The organism is Lachnoanaerobaculum umeaense (assembly GCF_003589745.1).
In the GTDB taxonomy this organism is placed as follows: domain Bacteria; phylum Bacillota; class Clostridia; order Lachnospirales; family Lachnospiraceae; genus Lachnoanaerobaculum; species Lachnoanaerobaculum umeaense.
On the sequence record NZ_CP032364.1, the window covers coordinates 1,542,707 to 1,561,193 of the forward strand.

At 33.4% G+C, this 18,487-nt stretch carries 10 protein-coding genes and 3 CRISPR repeat arrays; all 10 genes read right to left on the bottom strand.

The features are described from left to right. The first annotated feature begins 494 nt into the window (after positions 1-494). A CRISPR array of direct repeats spans positions 495-1,224; the repeat unit is 30 nt; unit sequence GTAAGTACCTTACCTATAAGGAATGGAAAC. Between the two features lie 161 nt (positions 1,225-1,385). The 10 genes from D4A81_RS06955 to D4A81_RS07000 all read right to left on the bottom strand — a co-directional run bounded on the left by D4A81_RS06955 (position 1,386) and on the right by D4A81_RS07000 (position 18,357). Next, complete coding sequence (locus tag D4A81_RS06955) at positions 1,386-2,960, bottom strand: IS1182 family transposase (protein WP_111526134.1); 1,575 nt, start codon at positions 2,958-2,960, stop codon at positions 1,386-1,388. Between the two features lie 136 nt (positions 2,961-3,096). Further along, a CRISPR array of direct repeats spans positions 3,097-4,994; the repeat unit is 30 nt; unit sequence GTAAGTACCTTACCTATAAGGAATGGAAAC. A 177-nt stretch (positions 4,995-5,171) separates the two neighbouring features. Further along, positions 5,172-5,480, bottom strand: coding sequence for a type II toxin-antitoxin system RelB/DinJ family antitoxin (locus tag D4A81_RS06960; protein ID WP_111526036.1), 309 nt, complete (start codon positions 5,478-5,480; stop codon positions 5,172-5,174). 254 nt (positions 5,481-5,734) lie between these two features. Continuing rightward, positions 5,735-6,004 carry a hypothetical protein gene (locus D4A81_RS06965; protein ID WP_242977770.1) on the bottom strand — a complete coding sequence of 90 codons (270 nt, stop codon included), beginning with the start codon at positions 6,002-6,004 and terminating at the stop codon, positions 5,735-5,737. 29 nt (positions 6,005-6,033) lie between these two features. Then, entirely contained in the window at positions 6,034-8,043 is a 2,010-nt protein-coding gene (locus D4A81_RS06970) for a TIGR03986 family type III CRISPR-associated RAMP protein (RefSeq protein ID WP_111526035.1), read from the bottom strand. Between the two features lie 2 nt (positions 8,044-8,045). Continuing rightward, positions 8,046-8,582, bottom strand: a complete 537-nt coding sequence (gene csx19 / locus D4A81_RS06975; protein WP_111526034.1) for a type III-D CRISPR-associated protein Csx19 — start codon at positions 8,580-8,582, stop codon at positions 8,046-8,048. Beyond that, positions 8,563-10,080 (bottom strand): RAMP superfamily CRISPR-associated protein, encoded by a 1,518-nt coding sequence (locus tag D4A81_RS06980; protein WP_111526033.1) that lies wholly within the window; start codon positions 10,078-10,080, stop codon positions 8,563-8,565. Before D4A81_RS06980 ends, csx19 begins: the two co-directional genes overlap by 20 nt. 13 nt (positions 10,081-10,093) lie before the next feature. Continuing rightward, a complete protein-coding gene (locus D4A81_RS06985) occupies positions 10,094-12,520 on the bottom strand; it encodes an RAMP superfamily CRISPR-associated protein (protein ID WP_242977769.1) in 2,427 nt (808 codons plus the stop codon). After that, the gene (locus D4A81_RS06990; protein WP_111526031.1) at positions 12,510-14,246 is read right to left on the bottom strand and encodes a hypothetical protein; all 1,737 of its coding nucleotides are present in this window, start codon (positions 14,244-14,246) and stop codon (positions 12,510-12,512) included. Before D4A81_RS06990 ends, D4A81_RS06985 begins: the two co-directional genes overlap by 11 nt. A 54-nt stretch (positions 14,247-14,300) precedes the next feature. Continuing rightward, positions 14,301-14,657, bottom strand: a complete 357-nt coding sequence (locus tag D4A81_RS06995; RefSeq protein WP_111526030.1) for a hypothetical protein — start codon at positions 14,655-14,657, stop codon at positions 14,301-14,303. 730 nt (positions 14,658-15,387) lie between these two features. Beyond that, positions 15,388-16,353: a CRISPR direct-repeat array (repeat unit 30 nt; unit sequence GTGAGTACCTTACCTATAAGGAATGGAAAC). Positions 16,354-16,602: 249 nt separating this feature from the next. Then, entirely contained in the window at positions 16,603-18,357 is a 1,755-nt protein-coding gene (locus tag D4A81_RS07000; protein WP_119808267.1) for an IS1182 family transposase, read from the bottom strand. Between the last annotated feature and the right edge of the window lie 130 nt (positions 18,358-18,487).

Consider the following 18,487-nt stretch of genomic DNA (forward strand, 5'->3'; position numbering starts at 1 on the left):
AGCTTATATAACATAATTAATAATAAATATCAGCTATCCGAGTGTCACATACAGGAGTGCCTGTCTATTCTTCTATCAATAAACTTCAAAACCAAAAGTCTGTCGACCTCATTTTTTGACCGTATGCATTTATATGTGTGTGCCATACTTTTGTATGATACTTGTATGAGTTTTGTATGTGTGCTATTATTTTATTCTTTTTTGTTTCTAATATAAAATATTTTTATTCTGTTTTTAGTAGTATATTTATATTATTATCAGATAACAGCGATATTATTTTGCTTTATCACTCTATTTTTGCTACAATATATACACTTTTTTATAAGTAATTATGAATAGAAAAGTATGTCACTGATTGTATACAATTCCAACATCCCCAAAAGCACCATTTTAAGCCATTCTCAAAAATAGATTGACAGACTTTTTGTACTGTAATACAATGATTTTGGGTGAAAATGAAAGTTTTTACTTATCACAATGGCTTAAATGCAGTTGTAAGTACCTTACCTATAAGGAATGGAAACTTAATAGACCGCCTTCTATTTCTGTCTTGACTGTGACATACTTTTCTGTAAGTACCTTACCTATAAGGAATGGAAACTTATCAGCACGTTCGTTTAATTCAACACCGGTGTGAGCTTGAACTTTTATGAAATGTAAGTACCTTACCTATAAGGAATGGAAACTGGTAGCGTTACACACCTGTCCAACTGTTACGGCGGTAAGTACCTTACCTATAAGGAATGGAAACAATATTTTTACACAGACTGTTCATATAATCTTGGGTGGTAAGTACCTTACCTATAAGGAATGGAAACGATTTCTCAATAATTATTATGAAATTATGAATTTTCCGTAAGAAATAAGGTAAGTACCTTACCTATAAGGAATGGAAACATAATCTTCACTTTTCTTAGTCTTAGGCATAATTACCGTAAGTACCTTACCTATAAGGAATGGAAACATTTTGGAATAAGTTGCGTCTGAGCATAAACTTTTATATATATCCTGAACAAGTAAGTACCTTACCTATAAGGAATGGAAACAAAACCTATGCACTTTAGTTCATAATATCACCCGAAGCTTGCTGCTGGTAAGTACCTTACCTATAAGGAATGGAAACATTACTGATTTTTCATATTGAAGTTCAGCGAGATTACAGATAATTTTTACTGTATTTTCATCCATAGAAATGTAAGTACCTTACCTATAAGGAATGGAAACGATATACAACTCAACAATCTGGTCGATTGTGAAAAGGGGATGTGAAAAAACTCTATTGAGTTTTTTCGCATCTCCCTTTTTGCAATTATTGTGTATAAATGACTGAAATCATACGCAAAAAAAGCGCACTCCCCCTACCCCATAGAAATTCTTTTTTGAATCTATGCGGAAGTTCTGTTTCTTGTCTTTTTTTTCTGATATTTATATAAATTATGGCCTATCGCCACGAGTAAAACTTCCAGTTTGACTGAATGAATACCTCTTCTGACAATTCTCTTGTACCAACGGTCGCTTTTCATAATTCCGAAAGTACCTTCTGCTTGTATCGAACGGTTCATTCGTAATAACGCACCGTGGATACTTTCCAGGTTTTCGATTACTTCCCGGTGCATGGAAGTTAGTTCCTGATTGATCCTAACGGTTCGATTCTTATCTGTCTTCTTACATTTCTTTGCATATGGACATCCGCTACAGTCTTCACATTCATACAGTTCTTCCTTGCGTCCGTACTGATTTCCCCTCACATCTTTTCTGCATAAAAAATGGAATGCTTTATCGTTAGGACATCTCATGACTCCTTGCTCATCGATTCTGAAGTTAACTGCACGAAATGGATCTTCATGATATTTCCGATCCTTAGTTTCCTTTTTAAACATTGGAAATTTCATATACTTTTCAATTCCGTTCTGTTCACAGAAAATATAATTGTTGTATGAGCCATATCCGGCATCTGCCACAGGATATTTGGGATAGAATCCATAAGTTTGTTTGAAGTGCTCCATCAAAGGAACGAAACAATCCATATCCGAACGATAATGGTTCACGTCAACAACTGCAATATATTCATCTGCTACACCAATCTGTACATTATATGCCGGCAGAAGCTGATCATTGCCCATGTAATCTGTTTTGATACGCATAAAGGTAGCTGATGTATCTGTTTTAGAGTAACTGTTTCGGTCAGTACCACTGATTTCAATTTTTTGTATGTATTCTTGAAGTTTATGACAGAACGTAGTCAAGTGTTCATAATGACGCTGTTCTTTGGATTTTCGCTTTCCGCTTCCGTAAACAAATGTACTTGTATCCAGCTCCCATAAAAGTACTAGCTGCTCAACAATTTCATTCAGATAATCCGGTACATACTCTGTGTTTGTTGTGATCTGCACCCCACTCCATGCGATTTCTGCATTAATTTCATCAATTTCCGCAGTGATTTTTTCGTAAAGCTTGTAACGGAACTTTTCCGTAGCCTTCTTCCATACCCAGGTATACTTGTTTGCGTTTGCTTCAAACTTGGAGCCGTCGATGTAGAGATGTTGCAGATCTACATGCTCCTCGTTAAAGATAGCATGATTGATATCGTTAAAAATGTTTTCAATCTTATCTTTAAGTATTTTATTGATGAAATATCCAAAGGTTCTGTATGATGGAGTCCGGTTATCCATGAGATACATGAACCTGATATTAACTTTGCAGTTGTCTTCCAGTTTTCTCAGAGAGCAGTAACCGCTAGTCATAAATCCGAAAAGTACTGTTTTTAACATGTTGACCGGATTATATCTGCGTCGTCCGGTTATGTACTCCGGAATATCCGTCAGATACTTGTTTAAATCGATTCCTCCTATCAATCTGTCAAATGTTAAAACAGGATCCAGCAGATCCAAACAATCTGAAAAAAACAGTGGTAAATATCCTTGTTTTGAATTACAATAAGTGTTGGGTAAATTTTTCATTGCAAGTTAATTTTACCACAAAAATAGGACCTTTCGCATGAGCGGATGGTCCTATTTCTTTTAGGGACTTATTTCACAGCCCCTATAAGGAATGGAAACCTTAATTTCTAAAACACTTGTTGCCATATTTGCTCCTGTAAGTACCTTACCTATAAGGAATGGAAACAATAATTATTCTTCTTTAGCTGTAGATGTAAAGAGATTGTAAGTACCTTACCTATAAGGAATGGAAACTTGATGGTCTAACACTCATAACTAACACCTCTTATTATTGTAAGTACCTTACCTATAAGGAATGGAAACTAAAAGGCTTAGGGTATTCATTTTTGGAGCTTTCAAAGCTGTAAGTACCTTACCTATAAGGAATGGAAACCTTCTGCCTTAGCGGCATTGGCCGTGATTACGCTCACGATATAATAGTAAGTACCTTACCTATAAGGAATGGAAACCAGGCTTATAAAGGAAAAGTCGATTAGTAACTTCCCAAATGTAAGTACCTTACCTATAAGGAATGGAAACACAAGGAATTCTGCCTTTTCTAAATCATTCTTTTCCTTGTAAGTACCTTACCTATAAGGAATGGAAACGATATTATTGAAGTGATTACTGATAAAATTGGCTCCGGAGTATTGAAACCTGCTAATGTAAGTACCTTACCTATAAGGAATGGAAACTTGTTTGTTAACAAAATTATCATCATTATCATCATCATTATGTAAGTACCTTACCTATAAGGAATGGAAACATTCTCTCATTGTTGTTCTTGAATGCATTGCCTATTACGTAAGTACCTTACCTATAAGGAATGGAAACTATACATTGTCCCATTACTTCCAACTAATTCAAACTTAAACGTAAGTACCTTACCTATAAGGAATGGAAACAAAACCAAGTCTCCTTTCCTACTACATAATCGGATGCAAAATACTGAGTAAGTACCTTACCTATAAGGAATGGAAACCATAGCCGTATACAGAAATAGGTGAGTAGTTGCCGAATGTAAGTACCTTACCTATAAGGAATGGAAACAAAGGGTAACGTTGTACACCTAAGTAACCTTTTACTTTCATGTAAGTACCTTACCTATAAGGAATGGAAACTCTTTGTACTTACTTATAAACTCAAATATGAATTTAAAGTGTAAGTACCTTACCTATAAGGAATGGAAACAGTTGAAAAAGAAAAGATTTACTAGCCTTCCTGACCTGTAAGTACCTTACCTATAAGGAATGGAAACAGTCGTCTTCGGATCCGATGATTCCCTTTTTGAAACTGTAAGTACCTTACCTATAAGGAATGGAAACGCCATCGGTATCGATGATAAGATTGTGACTCCAATAGTCACTGTAAGTACCTTACCTATAAGGAATGGAAACAAGATGATTTTGATATATCTGATGATAAATCTGATGGTAAGTACCTTACCTATAAGGAATGGAAACTTTGTTACCCATTTTGATGCATCACTATATAATTCTTTGTTTTTTTTCGTAAGTACCTTACCTATAAGGAATGGAAACACTATTACATATTCGTTTCTTTTTCATTTTTTTATCTCCTTTAAAAGAGTAAGTACCTTACCTATAAGGAATGGAAACTTATCAATCATTCCATCTTTATCCAAAGCTATCTTAGTAAGTACCTTACCTATAAGGAATGGAAACACGCCCTTTTTATTTCTTTTCATATATCTCTCCTTTGTAAGTACCTTACCTATAAGGAATGGAAACTTTTATGCCTGTAAGATATGTTGAGAATATTGATGCCGCCATTACAATCCAGTAAGTACCTTACCTATAAGGAATGGAAACGAAAATACTTATATACTTTTTGTCGTATCGATTCTATGTCTTCTGTAAGTACCTTACCTATAAGGAATGGAAACAGTTAGGACAAGCTACTGATACAGAGTAGAATTCTCTGTCGTCACTGTAAGTACCTTACCTATAAGGAATGGAAACTAATTATAATAGCTATTATGTTGCTTGGGACTTCATTAATCCCGTAAGTACCTTACCTATAAGGAATGGAAACATTTATAGAGGCTAGTTTCAGATAAGCAAGATCATTCTTAAAAGGCAAAGTAAGTACCTTTCCTATAAGGAATACCTTTCCCTTTATACTTTGATATCTTCTTTGGGATTTTCCCTACCTTTTAGGCATAAAAAAGACAGTAGCATTATTTCAAATGCTACTGCCTTTTTACTTTATCTATATTCTATTTTCTTTTCTTATACTCTCTACCTCTTCATTTATTCCTCTGATGTCTATTTCAAAGTCTTTATCTGACTTCTTATCTATACCCTGTCTTTTAGAATCATTTACATTAGAGTCAGAATGATACTTTTCTCCATCATCTGGCAAATGGACTGAAAAGGGTATACCTTTTTGTATAATTATTTGTTTTAGACACATTTTAAGAACTGTTGTTAAATCAATACCCAACTGATTGCAAATATTTTCAGCATCAATTTTTAAATCATGATCAATTCTAAACTGTATCAAAGTATTTTTATTCAAAACGCCTCTCTTTCTATTTACTAAACTCCTTCAAATCTAAAATACAGTTTTATATGTTTTTTAGATTCTTCAAGCATACTCTATAAGCTGAATTCGCATGATTGAACATATTACAGATGATCTCTAAAACACAGTATCTTTGTAAAAAGCAAAATATTTTCTATACCCAAGTGTAAGTTGGTTTTTATATAACTTTATTACCTGATAGTTTATTTTATGTTTTCCTTTTCCAGATGATTCATCAATTCTTTCCTTCAGATACAATACTGCACTATGAATCCTGCCATTACCATCACATCCATTTCCAAGGTTTTCCTGCTGTACAGCATTATAATATTCACCTCATCTTCCGGAGGCATTCGCTTCAAAAAATAACGGACTATACTTTCTCCTTGAGATTTGCAATCTTCAATAATGATATCTTTTCCATCATTTCCTACACCTTGAAATCGATCTATACTTTCCATTCTTGGGTGGTTTCTACCGTTAAATGTGCTGACTGCCATAAGTATTGTTGACGACATAATATATCCACTCTCTTATAATATTTTGTCTACTTTTTCTTTTCATCTTCCATAAGTTCCATCACCGGCAATTTTTGCTTATCTATATCTGTACTACTCCACTTCAAACTATACTTAGGACTATCCCCTCCCAACTTTAAATTCTCTGAAAACCATTTGGAAGAAGCCAAGTCATTTATAGCTAGCTTCTGACTCTTATCTTTTCGTTTATCTAGTACATATGGATAAGCTACTTTTGTATTTGCATCCAAATTAGTAAAAACTGTTATATCTAAAATACTTCTCATAGCTTTTATAGATTCTTGTATCTTAGATATTTCTTCTTCACTACCACTTTCTTTATGAATATTCCACTTCTTCAAATCACTGTAGATTTTTTTCTTATATTCATAATTATTTTTGTCTCCTTTATTTTTATCAATTATGTAATGATTAAAAATTCTTTCTTCGAGACTTTCTATTACAATTTTTGCACTTCCAAATCCAAGCGGCTTTCCATGTCCAAGTTTAAAGCAAAGATTTCCATCCTTATTATTTTCACCCAGGCATAATAAAGTAGCTAGTTCATCCAACTGTTCTTGTGTCAGATTTTCAAAATAGACTTTAAATCTAAAACTTCCCTCACCAATGCCTTCCATTTTCGAGTCAATTTTTTGGGGATCCAACTTGCCTAGGCCTTTATAATCAGGAATAAAATGCCTATAAAATTTTCTTCCCTTTATATTGCATTCAGCTGCATCATATCCCAAAGAATAATCTTTTACATCTGCATAGAATGGTAGATATGAAGGATGTGGTGTACGCAATTCAGTAAGCTTATATTCCTTAATTGCTTCATCAATATTGCCATCAAAAATGGCATCAGTGATACGAATATGACTGCCAAAGCCTTCCTCATCTCCTACCATACCGAATAAACTACAAGTCTTACAAAGTTTTTTTACATCATGGCATGGCATTCTACCATCATCCTGTTTACCTAAAATCTTATCCATTGATGTTTCATATCTAAAGCGTCCAATATTTGCAAGGGAAAAATAGTACTCAACCTTTTTGTCTTTATTTGTATTCTTCTTATACCATATTGGCAATACAGCATCATTTGCTTCTTCAAACTTTTTTAAATCTACTTGTTTATATCCGCCATGATGATCTTTATTTCCAGGCTCTCTTGAAGAAACAAATTTTTGATTTATCTTCTCATCCATATATTTTTTCTTTATTTCTTTTAATTGTTCAAAGCAATTTTCAATAAGTTTAGAATTATTTGATTTTAAATCAACTTTTTTAAATATACTTTCATACTTTTTTCCATTAATATATTCTCCGATATAGTAGTAACCTAATTCATATCCAGGTTTCTTAACTATCGAAGTATGAAGTACTCTATATTGAAGTATACTCCTTCCTCGTATATTTTCAGTGTGCTCATCCCCTTCAAAGTAAACACTCCCACCATGATTATCAATAACTTCTTTATATTTAAATATCTTCCCATTATCAAACGGTCTTGCACCATATTCTTTTATAGGAAGCAGGTATCTTGTAGCTGAATACAATTCCCATTTCCCATTTGTTTTTATCAGCAATCCCGGCAAAAAAGGGCTCTTTGTTCTTGCAGTAATATACTGTCCACTCCTAGCAGTTGAATAACATGAATCTGTCAAAGCCTCATAAACACTGCGAAGAGGGCCTCTTATTGAGCTTCCGGGTATCACCGGATTATCTCCCAATCGAAAAAAAGGATAAGAAAAATGTTTTATCTCCTTGTTTTTCGTATTCTTTTCTTTCCTATCTACTATCTCTTTCTTTTTAAATACATCTGGAATCAATAATGGTGTTTTGGGATATATACGACAAACAAAAACTCCTGTATGATTTCCTACCTCTTGTTCTTTTTCTTCTCTATTTACTTTTTTGTTTCCTTTTAAAAAAGTATATGGATTTATAAAAAATTTTTTATTGCTGATTTCATACTTATATTTTATTTTACTATTTTTTTCATCTTTTCCATTCTGCTTATTTTCATTCTTTGGCATCCTTATACTCCCTTCAAATTCTTACTATAGTCCCTTTTCTTGGCACTTTCAAAGTCAACCAAACGATAATCCCTTATAAATGCCTGACCTGATTCATTGTCTACTCCAAAGTAGTGGCGTACACTAATAGCTGCCCTATCCAAGTCTGATATATCTTTGGGAAGATTATATTCTCCACCCGCTGTAGTCTTCATTAACTCTGATTTTTTGCATTCTTTACTTGTATCAATGTCCAGTAACTGTACTTCATCAAAGTAGTCCACGCCTTCTCCTTTATTATCCTCTTCTCCTTGAAATCTATAGCTGAAATCTTTTCCTATATCACTTCTAAAGAGCTTCCATTCTTTATCCTTATCAAAAACACGAAGTTCTAACAACTTATTCGTATTTTCAATAGTATTTTCATTCCAAATACCTATATCAAATTTGTCTGTATACTGTGCAACAAAGAAGGTGTTATCTCCACAATTAGAGAAGACATTTTTTATCTTATCCAAGATTGTTTTTTTATCATTCTTTTCAATTTTTGTGTTTTCCATCCCTTGCCTCCTTTTTCTCCAGCAATGTCTTTAAAGTATTATAGAGCTTATCAAATACAGGATGATTTTCCCCGTCTTCCTGTTTCACTGTGTCAAACTCATCTCCATTTATATGTGTTATAGAAAAAACACCTCTTCCCACAGATGTTGCACCTCCTACTGCCAAATATCCTTCATGCAGGTCAGTCAGTGTAGCCGCCAAGGCCTTAATAAAATCATCTGAATATACTACAGCTGTATTATATGGATCTCCAAAACTTATATCTAGTGTAGTCTCCCCACCTATGTATATTTTTTCTGTAAACAATGCACCTTCTGCCGTACTTCCAAGGAATCTGTCAATAGCATTTCTGGACATTATCTTAAATTCTCCACCTGTAAGCCTGCTCTCACCAAAGTATATATTTGATTTTTCCTTATCTTTGTCATTTGCAGCACCAAAGTAGTGATAACTTTGAATATCTTTTTCGCTTCTTTTAAACTTTGTTACCTTACTACCTTCTATCAATTCTTCCATTCTATGTCCGATAGCTCCTGCCCAAGTAGTACCCGGGATAATCGCTATCTCTTCTATCGATTTTTGAGATTCCACCTGATCTTGATCAGAAGATTTTTTATTATTGAACTTTATAGTTGTCATCTGCTCCTGGTCAGGAGAGGATTCTTCTTCACTACACTGTGTGCTGTATCTTCGTATAGAAATCCCACCTTGCAATTTCAGTCTTAAGGAAAGCTTCTTTTTCTCTTTTAGTTTCCATTCATTATATTTTTTAAAATCACTCGAAATCTTTTCATATGAATCATTATCTTCCCATGACTTATTGTCAAAAGCATCAAATTCCAACCAATCCTCTATATTCCCTTTTCCATTATCAGAATTTTTTACAAGTTCAAAGCTTCTTCTAATGATATCTACATTGCATATTTTTCCAAATCCCCTGGTAGTCTTTGCACCAAATCTGATATCTGCTTCTTTCCATACTTTTGCAATATTTATCAGCATTTCTTCTGCTGCTATCTCATCATCAGATTCTTCCTCAGATATCTCTATAAAAGTTTGGAATTTACAATCCCCTTCAAGTATTTCCCAGTCAAATTTTGCCTGTTTTTTTGCACTTTTATATTCATTTAGGGCAACCCCGTCTCTTTGAGAAATACGATATAATAACTCCCTTTTTTTATTTTTTCCATCGTCTACTAATGTAGCATCATAGAATATAATCTTACTTTCTATAATAGAACTCTCTACACTTTCATCATTCTTACCCTTATTAATATGAGCATATCCAAAGTAGTATTTCAATCCACTTTCATCTATAGCTTCATCGCAGGCTTCTCGAATCACTCCTGCCACAGCACTTCCCGGAATATAAGGAATTCCCCTGGCATCACGCAAAATATCTTGATCTGTTATATCATTTCTTCCACTACCTATGCATAAAGGAGACTCAAGCTGAAAGGTTATTTTTAGATAATGTTTTTTTATAATTTTTCCCATTTCACTACTCCTACTAATTAAATTTTTTCAAATATTTTTGATTTGCTAATAACTCAAGCATCAATTCTCCCCACAGACTGCTGATATGTGCATTCACCTCTTTTTTATCTGTAAGTTTGCATAGCAATCTAACATTTTCTGAATTAGAATCTTGGTCTAGACTTTCTCCAATCATTTTTTTAATGTCTAAATCAGCATCTTCTTTTTCTTTTGATGGTACACTTCCCAAAAATCTGCCAACAATTTTTAGAGCCTCTTCTCTTTCAGTATCACGCTTAATAGATGCTACTCTTTTTACAAAATCCTTGTATTTATCATTTGCTTCTTTTTCATTTTTAGGTAATGTCTCTTTTACCATTAGGTTTACACGACCTATAGTGGATGGGGACATACGAAGTTTGAAGGAATCATTTGCCATTTCAGTAAGTATTCTTTCAAGCATATTTTGATAAAGTACTTTGTACAAACTTTGTTTTAATATCTCTCTTACACCTTCGCTTAGATTTTTTAAAGTGTTATCAATGTTTTCAATATTATCAGTCTTGGTATCATTATTTTCAGTATTACTGTTTTTAACCTCTATATTCAATTCGTATGGAAGTAAATCTTCTCTATAAAGATTAACCTTTCCAAATCCCTCCAAGTTTCGTTCTCCAACATAATACTTATCGATATCTTTATCTTCCACTGCCCTGTATATAAATGTGGATCCTGACTCTATTCCTGCAATAGGAGGTTTTCTAAGATTCCATACACCTGAATATCCGTATATCATTGCAGATTGTATAGAGCAGAATGGATAATCTTTTTCTTCTCCCTGAATCTCTCCAATTTTTTTTGATATATCTGCTTCCTTATTTAATAGTCCCAGCTGCTCTCCTATAATTTGATATACTTTCTTTGACTCCTGTGTATATCCACATTCATCTAAAAAAATACCTTTTGAAGCCAATGAAACATATATTAATTCATCTTTTTTCACCTGAAATTTTGTATCTTTTTTGAAAAGCTCGTCCACTAATCCTTCAATAATACGGCATTTTCCATACTGTGCAGTTTTTGACTTTCCGAAGCTAAAATTGGTATTTTTTAAAAGTCCTAAAAGTAGTTTGTAGTCCTTAGTATTACATATAATATTTCCACCAAAGATCTGTCCTTCTTTCAATGCTGTCTGTGAATACAAAAGTGCATCATTACCTCTTCTATGGTGATAAATAACCCTTTGCTTTGGCTCATGCTCAAAAACTTTTCGATTATCTTTATTAATTTCTAGATATATATATTTTCCTTTTAGCTTCTTTGGTTGATTTCCATTCGCAGGATCATAATCTTTATTATCAGTGTCATAATCTTTATTATCACTGACCTGTTTCTCCGAATATCTTAAGCTATTTACATACTTTTTGCTTTTTTTCATCTTATTTAGAAATGAAGGTGCCGGAGCAAAGATATGTACTCCATCAGAAATATTAAAGTCTGAATATATAGTATCTCCATTTAAAAACAAATGAACAAACTCTTCATCGTCAGCACTATGCCCGGCTTCACTAAGATATGTTCCTGCCAATGCTCCAAGTACTGCCTTGCCCGGAATGTAATTTAATGTGGTATTTTTATCATCTCCACTTATTATCATTGGACCAAGGTTTTCAAAAAATATAGTAATATTAAGTTTTTGATCTGAATTTTCATTTATTACCATATCCTTAGCAATTTGAATCTTACATTTTACATTATCTGCTTCATTCTCAGCAATTAGATTTTCATCTTTTATATTAGCTGCTTCATCCTCTGCCTTAAACTCACATTTGACACATCCCAGTCCACGATTTCTATTCATACCTATATGACGCAGTGCCTTACAAATCTGTTTTAATTTATCTTCTTGACCTTCCGGGTATTCTACCTTTGCAATAAACTCAAGTCTATTTTCTTTATTAAAAGGTGAAAACTGATGTATTATCCTTGTAAATCTGAGTGAATTATCATCTGCTACACCATTTTCCATCTTTGTTTGTGCTTTTACATCAGAGAAAATATCCAAAACTTCATCCGGAGATATGTACTTTTGAATTTGCTTATTTTCTTTTATAAGTTTCAAATCCTTTTTTATCTGTTCATACTCTGAAATATAGGCATTTTCAATTCTAATTCCTTTAGTTCCATCATCGGCACTCACTCCAAATAAGTAATTTAAGGGATCTGTATATTTTTCAGTGTCTCCACTCTCATCATTAGATTTTCCCCATAATCCGGAGTCACTTAGTAGCTCTGCACATTCTCTCAAACAGCCTTTTAATCTTCTTGCCGGTATAAAAGGAAGTCCAAATTCGTCATGCTCTGCCTCAGAATCAATAGTACCATAGTATGAATATCCATTTCCCGAACATAGATCTGAGTACAGTGTGATATGTATCTCACCTTGTTTTTTATTTTGCATTTTCTTCCTCCCCTTCTTTAGCTTTTCCATATCCCATATCATACATACGCACCAAGTCTTTTAGAAGCTTCTTATTCTCTACGAAGTATTCAACTATATCTGCATCTGATTTGAATCCCATTTTCTCCTTCTTATCTTTGGACATATGAGCTATTATTCTTCTAAGCTCTGTTCTTAAAGCTGTTTCTGAAAGTGATACCGGAATTGCCAAACCTTTAATATTGGTTCTACCCAGAAGTGAAAGATTAGTATGAAAATCCTCAACCTTCTGTAGGGATAATAGATCTTTTAACTTATTTATCTTCTCCTTATTACTTCTTTCTTCCTCAGTTTTTCCTTTTTCCCATGAAGGTAAATTTTTATTTTTTACCGGTTTATAATGATATGATACCTTCTCCTCAACTTCACTTTCCACAAGCCAAGGTCTAGAATTATTATCATCTCCATTTTCTTCTCGAATATCCTTTAGACTAAATCCTATTCCACCCTGGCAGTACTCAAAGTCCATAAGATTTGCCAATGTCAAACCATTTTTCTTCATATAGTTTTTGCAAGTATCTTCACAGCACTGCTCTGCAATACGATATGCATCAGCAAAAGGGGTATGACTGTGGAAAATAGCAGCTCCGGCACAGGATGAATATGGTGACGGTATCTTAGAAAGGTATTCTTTGATAGTTTCATAAGATTCGTCAGCCTTACATATAATGGTCATTTCATCTCCGGCTCCGATTAGTATTCTGCTTTTATAATTCTTTTTATCTGAAGATTTTGTCTCATCTGTCTTTAGCATATCTACTTTTCTGTCATCAATAAAAGTTTTCTGTATTTTCTTAGAAAATTCCCTAAGTAAGTTTACGCAATCATCATAATTTTTCTTTCCATTTAAACATGCCTGTACCTTTGCTCCCATAGCATTTCCGTCTATATAGAAGATTGCCAACATACTGTCTTCACCCTTAGTTTCAGCCACAATATTGTCTAATACTGTCTCTCCCATCTCATAACCAGGGTTACTGGCTTCTTTCCAATATTTTTTCAGTTTTGCATTGGTCTCAGTAGAGTACTTGACATATTTTTTTTCCGAGGCACTACTGTCTGCCGGTGCATTATCATACATATAAGTCAGAGGCAATGATGATGTCGGTTCTGTTTGTACTATAGGAAGGCTTCCATATGGTAGTGTATAAAGTGCAGTACTTTCACGAAGTCTATGCTTTTGATACAATCTTTCATAGTCTCCAGGATTCTTTAAATCATCACTATGGTAGTTGTCTTTTGAAATATCTCCAATATATGTGGCAACTACTTTTAAAGTTCCTATTTCTTTCAATATTTTCTTTGTGAAAATCTCTGTGGTCTTTTTCATCGCATTTTCATCCTTGTAAAGCAACAAAAAGTTTCCACCACCGTCATAGACGATTTCACCGATATATTGATTGCCATCCATTCTTTCCTCAAATTGTTTGAAGCTGAATTTATCAAGTTTTTCTTTATTTGGATCATACCTAAAAATAGCATCCTCATCTTTATATTCTTCCTTAACTTTAGACTCTTTATTTATATTATCTCTACATGTCTTTGCTGCATCATATAAGTAATCTTCAAACAAATCTCTAATTATTAAAGATGCTCCCACAATCTCCTTTAACTTTGAGCTCCTGTAAATGAACTCCTGTTTCCCTCGTATGTCATACATACAAAGGACATAACCTTTTTCCTCCATTATTCCTCCTTTGCTAAAATGGCTTAATTAATTATAATATTATTCATATCTTATTTAGTACCTTCTAAACTGCACAAACTCAAACAGCATTTCCTTATGGTATTTACCGTCATCATCTCTCCATTCATGTACTCTTCTTTCACTGCATGCGGCTACTACCTTTAAGCCATCTTTCTTTAAAAGTTGTACGAGTCTGAATGATAATGTAAACTCTCCTTGTAAAAGTATCATTGGATCTTTAAGAGCTAAGACTTTTTCTCTATACTCCTCTGCCAAATTATCAAGATCTTCTTCAGTAGCCGAAGGATCAACAGCAGGAAATGGAATCTCTTTAATATCTCCAAATTCACTTGCCGCCCTCTTTTGTGCATCATCCCACATTTCATATGGATGGTTGGTAAAATTAATCATATTACCTCCTCTTATCATTTTATATCTGCAAACTTCCACACTTATAAATATAAATACCGAAAGTCTTAGTTATTAATTTTTTATTACTCTTATAGTATAAACCATTTTAAGATTGTTTCAATACTGTTATATTTACCATATATTTTTATATTTTTTATTCATCTATTCAATATTTTTCTTCTTAATTTCAGTATATAGGACATTTTTACAATATAAATTTATTTTATCTAAAATATTTCTATGCAAGTGATAGTATAGTAGATTTCTAAGTGATTTTTGCTTTTATATTAGACTAACTAAGTATTTATTATGTAAATAAAAAGTCTGTCGACCTCTAATTTTACTTTTAAATGTGTAATTACATTTACATACTATAGTATGTGTTTGTAATTACATAATATATTCTTTTTTGCTTGATTTTTTATAGTATTCTGATATATAAATTCTCTAGAGTCTTACTTGGTATAAATTTGCTGTTTTAAATGGATTTTTTCATAAATAGTACTATATTTTTTGCTTTAATATGCTATTTTTATATCAATACTTACAATCATTATTTTTATATAGCAAAACAAAAAAGTCTGTCACCGATTGTATACAATACTAACACCTCAGGAATCCCCATTTTAAGCCATTCTTAAAAATAGATTGACAGACTTTTTCACCTGTAATACAATGATTTTAGGTCAAAACAAGTGTTTTCACCTAACACAATGGCTTAAATGCAGTTGTGAGTACCTTACCTATAAGGAATGGAAACATCTCAGACTACTGTCTCCCCACGCATCTCTTCCTTCTGGGGTGAGTACCTTACCTATAAGGAATGGAAACAAAGCTTCATTGCTACAATACATAACCCTATAAGGACTAATAGTGAGTACCTTACCTATAAGGAATGGAAACAATTAACAACTTCCGAAACATCAGACTCCTCTGGGTCAAAAGAGTGAGTACCTTACCTATAAGGAATGGAAACCTAGCCTTCCTGTCCTGAAGCGTCTGCCTTAGAGGAGTGTGAGTACCTTACCTATAAGGAATGGAAACTTTTCTGTCAAAGATATCCAACCGACTCTGCGCTTACTGTGAGTACCTTACCTATAAGGAATGGAAACTGTCGCTCCGACTCCTTGGATTTACTATTTGCTCATATAGAGTGAGTACCTTACCTATAAGGAATGGAAACAATACGTTGGTTTTTACTACAGTTCCGTCAGGATTGCGTTTTTCAACGTGAGTACCTTACCTATAAGGAATGGAAACAAAACTCATCGGACGAAATATCCGATTTTGTATCTCCAACGTGAGTATCTTACCTATAAGGAATGGAAACTTAATCTTTCCAGATGTCACTCTGACCTTTGCCACATCTTGGTGAGTACCTTACCTATAAGGAATGGAAACGCTTCAACCATTTTAATTACTTCTGAGAATGGTTTATCCTGCATATTGTGAGTAGCTTACCTACAAGGAATGGAAACAATCTTAAAACAAACGTATAAAACATTTTTAGCAATCCTAAAACGTGATTACCTTACCTATAAGGAATGGAAACTTCATTGTCCTGTCTGTTATATAGCAGCAGGTTAGAACCCAAATAGTGAGTACCTTACCTATAAGGAATTGAAACTTTTTGATTAAAGTTGTTAACTTCAATCCTTTTCCTATAGTGAGTACCTTACCTATAAGGAAATGGAAACGGGTCTGGATCATTGCCTGGTTTAGTGGGCTTTGTTTGATCTGTATTAAGTACCTTACCTACAAGGACTAAAAAAGGAGCTGTCGGGAAATACTGAATTTTAATCCCTACAGAACAAAATAGAAATATCCTGACAAGTACAAGGCATTTTGGCTTTGTGACTTTGTCAGGATATTTTGTTTTTCTATTATGCTGTCTATTTTTGGGCATAAAACCCCCTTGGCTGAAATTTTGCTTTTGCATTTTTTACTATGCGGTTTTCTCCTGTGGTTTTCCTTCAAATTTCTTTAGTTTTGCGTAGAGAAAACGATGATATTTGTTTATATTTCTTCCTATCGCAAAAAGCATAAATTCTTTATATACCTTATCTGAAGAACGATAGTTAAAGCGTCGGAAATCTTCATTCTCTTTAATATCTCCAAAATGACCTTCCGTTTGAATAGACCGTGTCTGTCGTTTCAGAATACCTTTTTCACTCTGTATGTTAGCATGTGATTTCTCTCGAAGCTCTTCCCATACTTCATTGATCTTCATCACTTTGTTCTTATCAACATCTTTATCAGGATTATATTTGTATAAGCATTTAGACTTATGTTCACATCCACTACAGTCTGAACATCCATATACTTCATATGTTTGTGTATAACCATTCTGTTTTTTCTTTTCTGTGTTGATATGTCTAAGTTCACGGCCGTCATGACAGATATAGACTTGCTCATCTTCAAATACCATTGTCTTCATGTTGTAGTATTTACCTATATCTTTACTGTATGCTCTTGTTTTTCGTTTTTCATGATCCTGTAGTTTTATATAACTATCTATCTTATTTTCTTTTAGATATAAGAGATTTTTCTCACTACAATAACCGCTGTCTGCCGTCACTTCTTCAAGTACTTCTCCGAATGCTTCCTTATGCTTTTCAAGGACCGGAATTAATGCATTATAATCTGTACGATCATTACTTACATAACTATGTACAATAAAATAATTCTCTACCGCTATCTGTACATTGTATGCAGGCTTTAGCTGCCCATTAAGCATATGATCTTCCTTCATTCGCATAAAGGTTGCTTCCAAATCAGTTTTGGAATAGCTGTTTCTATCTTTCCCCATAATCTCAAAACATTCTTTATAGTGCATTAATCGCTGTCCACAATGTTCAAGTTCTTCATAGAGTTGTTGAAGCTTTGGCTTTCTCTTACCCTTTCCGTTAACAAATACAATACCTTCTCCGTCAGCAATAGTCATAAGGTTTTTCTGAAGCTTAAGTATTTCAATAGGCGAGCAGTTATCAATCTCTATAATACGGTTATTAGATAGCTTTTTATGTTTCGTAATCTTTCTTTTTCTGTTTTTTTCAATAATATCTCTAACTCTATCAATCCCGTCAATCACAAACATTTGTGCATTTCCAAGCTCGTACTTTTCACCAAATCCATTATCTTGTAAAAAAGAATTATAGTCTGAATAAAGCTTATCAATAGAATCCAGCAGACCTGCAAGATGATAATTAATACTTCCACGCCATACAAAAGTATAACGATTAGCATTAGCTTCTATTTTTGTTCCATCAATAAACAATTCTTTTAATGTTACAAATCCTTCCTTTTGTAATCGTCTCATAAACTGATAGTTTAAGTCATCCAAAATATCTGAAGTAAGTTTTTTACTTTTAAATTCATAAAAAGCATCTCTTTTAGGCTTCCTCCCTTGAGTAAGCCAGATAAAAGCAATATCTCTTTCACATAAATCCACAATACGATCAATAGAGCGTATTCCACGCATATTTGCATAAGTAATAACTGCATACATCATGATCGGGTTGTACCCTGTTCTTCCCTTGTCCGAACAATTGGCTAATAGTCCGGAAAAATCTAAATCCTCCATAACTTTTTTTAGGGTATAGACTGGATCGTCATCGGGTAAACTCAATTCATAGAAGCTAAAGTTGATTTTCTGTTGACCTATTTCAAAAAAGTCGTTATAATAATTAACTGTGAGCATAGTTACATTATAACATGTAACGGAGAAAGATGGTTATCGTTAGCCATCTTTTTTTATGTAAAAACTTAGGGAGGTGTGACTCGTTTTGAGTCACACCTCCCTCTTTTATGGATGCCATTTCCCGACAGCC

Bases quoted from the DNA above. Each gene is read 5' to 3' on its own strand.
- D4A81_RS06955 (WP_111526134.1), bottom strand. From the start codon at position 2,960: ATGAAAAATTTACCCAACACTTATTGTAATTCAAAACAAGGATATTTA.
- D4A81_RS06965 (WP_242977770.1), bottom strand. From the start codon at position 6,004: ATGTCGTCAACAATACTTATGGCAGTCAGCACATTTAACGGTAGAAAC.
- D4A81_RS06970 (WP_111526035.1), bottom strand. From the start codon at position 8,043: ATGCCAAAGAATGAAAATAAGCAGAATGGAAAAGATGAAAAAAATAGT.
- csx19 (WP_111526034.1), bottom strand. From the start codon at position 8,582: ATGGAAAACACAAAAATTGAAAAGAATGATAAAAAAACAATCTTGGAT.
- D4A81_RS06980 (WP_111526033.1), bottom strand. From the start codon at position 10,080: ATGGGAAAAATTATAAAAAAACATTATCTAAAAATAACCTTTCAGCTT.
- D4A81_RS06985 (WP_242977769.1), bottom strand. From the start codon at position 12,520: ATGCAAAATAAAAAACAAGGTGAGATACATATCACACTGTACTCAGAT.
- D4A81_RS06990 (WP_111526031.1), bottom strand. From the start codon at position 14,246: ATGGAGGAAAAAGGTTATGTCCTTTGTATGTATGACATACGAGGGAAA.
- D4A81_RS06995 (WP_111526030.1), bottom strand. From the start codon at position 14,657: ATGATTAATTTTACCAACCATCCATATGAAATGTGGGATGATGCACAA.
- D4A81_RS07000 (WP_119808267.1), bottom strand. From the start codon at position 18,357: ATGCTCACAGTTAATTATTATAACGACTTTTTTGAAATAGGTCAACAG.